Below are 4,379 nucleotides of genomic sequence, written 5' to 3' on the forward strand. Positions count from 1 at the left end.
ACTCGGGCCCCGGTCGCGGTGGCGACCGCCGCGATCCGGCCGATCCTGCCGCAACGGCCGAATCGGCGGCCGCAGTACGTCCCCCCACACCCGCCCTGCACCCGGAACAGCGTCAGGCCGTCGACGCCATCGCCGCCGCGATCGGCTTCGCCCCCTTCCTGCTGCACGGCGTCACCGGCAGCGGCAAGACCGAGGTCTATCTGCACGCGATCGCGGCCGCACTGGCGCGCGATCCCGCGGCCCAGGTGCTGATGCTGGTGCCCGAAATCAATCTGACACCGCAGCTGCAGGCGCGCATCGCCGCACGCTTCCCGGCGGCGCCACTGGCCGTCCTGCACAGCGGCATGGCCGATCAGGAACGCACGCTGCACTGGCTGGCGGCCCATCGCGGCGAAGCCCGCATCGTGCTGGGCACCCGGATGGCGGTGATGGCGTCGCTGCCGACGCTGGCACTGATCGTGGTCGACGAGGAGCACGACACCTCGTACAAGCAGCAGGAGGGCCTGCGCTACTCGGCCCGCGATCTGGCGGTCTGGCGCGCCAAGCAGCTCGGCATCCCGGTGGTGCTCGGCTCGGCCACGCCGTCGATGGAATCCTGGTGGCGCGCCGAGCAGGGCGCCTACCGCAAGCTGGTGCTGCGCGAACGCGCGCAGGCCGACGCGGTGCTGCCGACCGTGCGGCTGGTCGACCTGAATCACGAGCGGCAGCGCCAGCGGCCGCTCTACGAGGGCCTGTCGGCGCCTCTGCTGCAGGCGATCGAGGCGCGCCTGGCGCGCGGCGAGCAAAGCCTGCTGTTCCTGAACCGGCGCGGCTATGCGCCGGTGATCGCCTGCGACAGCTGCGGCTGGCTGTCCGGCTGTCCGCGCTGCTCCGCGTACCTGGTGCTGCATCGCCCCGAGCGCTGCCTGCGCTGCCATCACTGCGGGCTCGAGGCCCGCATCCCGCACCACTGCCCTGACTGCGGCAACGTCGACATCGCGCCGCTGGGCCGCGGCACGCAGCGGATCGAGGAGGCGCTGGCCGCGCGCTTCCCGCAGGCGCGCATCGCGCGGATCGACGCCGATTCGACGCGCCGCAAGGGCAGCGCGCAAGCGATGTTCGACGAGGTCCACGCCGGCGAGGTCGACATCCTGGTCGGCACCCAGATGATCGCCAAGGGCCACGACTTCCAGCGCGTGACGCTGGTCGGTATCGTCCATCCCGACGCGGCGATGTTCAGCCACGATTTCCGCGCGGCCGAGCACCTGTTCGCGTCGCTGATGCAGGTGTCGGGCCGCGCCGGCCGCGCCGGCCTGGCGGGCGAGGTGCTGATCCAGACCCGCTATCCGGATGCCCCTGCGCTGCAGGCGCTGGTACGCCACGACTACGACGGCTTTGCGGCCACGCAGCTGCGCGAACGGCGCCAGGCCGGGCTGCCGCCCTTCGTCCATCAGGTGCTGGTGACGGCCGAGCATGGGCAGTTGCAACGGGCCCTGGACTTCCTGCATGCCGCCCGCGAGCGGGCCGACGGCATGGCGCTGGCCGCCGAGGTGCAACTGCACGACCCGGTACCGATGTCGATGGTGCGGATCGCCAACCGGGAGCGCGCCCAGATGCTGATCGAAAGCGGATCGCGCATGGCGCTGCAACGCTTTGTCGGAGAGTGGACGCAAACTTTCAGTGAAGTCGGGACGAGCGTCAAAGGAGTACGCTGGCAGCTGGAGATCGACCCCTTGCGGATCTGACCACGGGCGCACCAAGCCCGCCATCGCCTCTCGGCACACCGGCGGTGCAACCGCATGGAGCCGGTGCCTTCATGGCAGTTGCACCTAGTGGGTTATACCAAGTTGCACCCTGGCTTTCTCCGGGAGTATGATCGCGCCAGTTTGCATCGCATCGCGCGACTTCCGCACGACCGTCCGGGCTCCATTGAGCGACCCACGGCGGGCGATTGAGAGGCGGCAAGCGCGTTCCTCGGAGATCTCCTCGCATGGCCACCACCACCCTCGGCGTCAAGCTCGACGACGCCTCCCGCGACCGCCTCAAGCGCGTTGCGCAGTCGATCGACCGCACGCCTCACTGGCTGATCAAGCAGGCGATCTTCTCCTACCTGGAGCAGATCGAGCGCGGACAGGCGCCGCACGAGGCGAACGGCAGCGGCCAGCCCGACGCGGACGGGGCCGACACGCTCGACGCGGTGGCCGGCGAGGGCGCGCCACAGCCCTTCCTCGAATTTGCCCAGAGCATCCAGCCGCAGTCGGTGCTGCGCGCGGCGATTACCTCCGCCTACCGCCGGCCCGAGACCGAATGCGTGCCGGTGCTGCTGGAGCAGGCCCGCCTGCCGCAGCAGCAGGCCGACGCCGCGCTGGCGATGGCAAAGAAGCTGGCCCTGAACCTGCGCCAGCAGAAGGTCGGCAGCGGCCGCGAAGGGCTGGTGCAGGGGCTGATCCAGGAATTCTCGCTGTCGTCGCAGGAAGGCGTGGCGCTGATGTGCCTGGCCGAGGCGCTGCTGCGCATTCCCGACAAGGCCACCCGCGACGCGCTGATCCGCGACAAGATCAGCGGCGCCAACTGGCAGTCGCACCTCGGCCAGAGCCCGTCGCTGTTCGTCAACGCCGCCACCTGGGGCCTGCTGGTCACCGGCAAGCTGGTCTCGACCCATAACGAGGCCGGCCTGACCCGCGCGCTGACGCGCATCATCGGCAAGGGCGGCGAGCCGCTGATCCGCAAGGGCGTCGACATGGCGATGCGCCTGATGGGCGAGCAGTTCGTCACCGGCGAGACCATCTCCGAGGCGCTGGCGAACGCGCGCAAGTACGAGGCCCAGGGCTTCCGCTACTCGTACGACATGCTGGGCGAGGCCGCGATGACAGAGGCCGACGCGCAGCGCTATCTGGCCTCCTACGAGCAGGCCATTCACGCGATCGGCCAGGCCTCGCGCGGCCGCGGCATCTACGAGGGCCCGGGCATCTCGATCAAGCTGTCGGCGCTGCATCCGCGCTACAGCCGCGCCCAGCACGAGCGCGTGCTCGGCGAGCTGTACGGGCGCCTGAAGTCCCTGACGCTGCTGGCCCGCCAGTACGACATCGGCATCAACATCGACGCCGAGGAGGCCGACCGGCTGGAAATCTCGCTGGACCTGCTGGAACGGCTCTGCTTCGAGCCCGAGCTGGCCGGGTGGAACGGCATCGGCTTCGTCGTTCAGGGGTACCAGAAGCGTTGCCCGTTCGTGATCGACTACCTGATCGACCTGGCGCGCCGCAGCCGCCATCGCCTGATGATCCGGCTGGTCAAGGGCGCCTACTGGGACAGCGAGATCAAGCGCGCCCAGGTCGACGGCCTGGAGGGCTATCCGGTCTACACGCGCAAGGTCTACACCGACGTGTCGTACCTCGCTTGCGCGCGCAAGCTGCTGTCGGTGCCGGACGCGATCTATCCGCAGTTCGCCACCCACAACGCGCACACGCTGGCCGCGATCTACCAGATCGCCGGCCATAGCTACTACCCCGGCCAGTACGAGTTCCAGTGCCTGCACGGCATGGGCGAGCCGCTGTACGACCAGGTGGTCGGCCCGGTCGCCGAGGGCAAGCTGAACCGGCCGTGCCGGATCTACGCACCGGTCGGCACGCACGAGACGCTGCTGGCCTACCTGGTGCGGCGCCTGCTGGAGAACGGCGCCAACACCTCGTTCGTCAACCGCATCGCCGACGACACCATCTCGCTGGACGAACTGGTCGCCGACCCGGTCGCGCAGGTCGAACGGATGCACAAGGAAGAGGGCACGCTGGGCCTGCCGCATCCGCGCATTCCGATGCCGCGCGGCCTGTACGGCAAGGCGCGCGCCAATTCGGCGGGCCTCGATCTGTCGAACGAACATCGCCTGGCCTCGCTGTCGTCGGCGCTGCTGCACGGCGCGACCGAGCGCCTGAGCGCCGAGCCGATGCTGGGCGTCGACCCCGTGGGCGGCGGCGACACTGCGCCGGTGCTCAATCCCGCCGACCATCGCGATGTGGTGGGGCAGGTCACCGAGGCCAGCGCGGCCGATGTCGAGGCCGCGCTGCAGGCCGCGGTCAATGCCGCGCCGATCTGGCAGGCCACGCCGCCCGAGGTCCGCGCCGCGGCGCTGGAGCGCGCCGCCGACCTGATGGAAGCGCAGATGCAGGCGCTGATGGGCGTGATCATGCGCGAGGCCGGCAAGACGTTCTCGAACGCCATCGCCGAGGTCCGCGAGGCGGTCGACTTCCTGCGCTACTACGCGGTGCAGGTGCGCGAGCATTTCTCCAACGACTCGCATCGCCCGCTGGGGCCGGTGGTCTGCATCAGCCCGTGGAACTTCCCGCTGGCGATCTTCACCGGCCAGGTCGCCGCGGCGCTGGCCGCCGGCAACACGGTGCTGGCCA

General features: G+C 70.1%; 2 protein-coding genes. Both read left to right on the forward strand.

The features are described from left to right. A partial coding sequence (locus AC6EI8_RS24645; protein WP_498383144.1) for a primosomal protein N' occupies window positions 1-1,724 on the forward strand: 1,724 nt, incomplete at its 5' end. A 245-nt stretch (window positions 1,725-1,969) separates the two neighbouring features. Next, window positions 1,970-4,379, forward strand: a 2,410-nt coding sequence (putA, locus tag AC6EI8_RS24650; protein ID WP_498383145.1) for a bifunctional proline dehydrogenase/L-glutamate gamma-semialdehyde dehydrogenase PutA, incomplete at its 3' end; no start/stop codon positions are given.

Source organism: Cupriavidus sp. R6-3 (assembly GCF_059772245.1).